This is a genomic window from Phytoactinopolyspora endophytica (genome assembly GCF_004138495.1).
Lineage (GTDB): Bacteria > Actinomycetota > Actinomycetes > Jiangellales > Jiangellaceae > Phytoactinopolyspora > Phytoactinopolyspora endophytica.
The window spans coordinates 396,968-397,776 of record NZ_ML142852.1 but is presented as its reverse complement, the minus strand read 5'-3'; the positions used below and the strand labels follow the sequence as shown (position 1 = coordinate 397,776).

1 protein-coding gene is annotated in these 809 nt (G+C 71.4%); it reads left to right on the top strand.

Features of this window, described 5'->3' with window-relative positions; translation table 11 throughout:
* Nucleotides 1-809, top strand: an 809-nt coding sequence (locus ELR45_RS37365; RefSeq protein WP_420813861.1) for a beta-galactosidase, incomplete at both ends; no start/stop codon positions are given.

Here is an 809-nt window from a genome sequence, read left to right as displayed (position 1 = left end):
GGATCCACGGTGACGGCGGACGTCGCCGTGCTGTGGGACACGGAGTCCTTCTGGGCGCAGGATCTGGAGTGGCGCCCGTCGGTCGACGTGCGGCACCGCGAGCGCGTGCGGGCGTACTACGAGCGTCTGTGGCGCGATGGCGTGACCGTGGACTTCGCCCACCCGTCGGCGGACCTGTCGCGCTACCGGCTGGTGGTGGCGCCCGCGTCGTACCTGCTCACCTCGGTATCGGCGGACAACCTGCGCCGTTACGTCGCGAACGGCGGCACCCTGCTCGTCTCGTTCTTCTCCGCCGTGGTCGATGAGCACGACGCCGTGCACGCAGGGGGTTTCGGTGCGCCGCTGCGCGACGTGCTCGGCCTGCTGGTGCACGAGTTCCTGCCGCTGCGCGAGGCCGTCACGACGCGCGTGGCCTGGGCGGACGGCCTCCTCGGGTATGCGGGCGAGGCCGCCGCCGACACATGGCAGGAAGATCTCGCGCTCGACGGCGCCGAGGTGGTGGCGAGCCACCTGGACGGTCCCGCGGCCGGTGGGCCGGCGATCACGCGGCACGCGTACGGCGGCGGGACGGCCTGGTACGTGTCGACACGCCTGGACATCGACGCCCTCGCGCCGGTCCTGCGCGCGGTGTACCAGGACGCCGGCGTTCAGCCATCTGATCTGCCCGACGACGTCGAGGTCGTCGTGCGGCGCGGGCACGATGTGGACTACGTCGTGGCGATCAACCACACGGATGACGACACCAAGGTGCAGATCGCGGACGGTGTCGACCTGCTCAGTGGCGAGCGGGTCACCGAGCGCCTGGACCT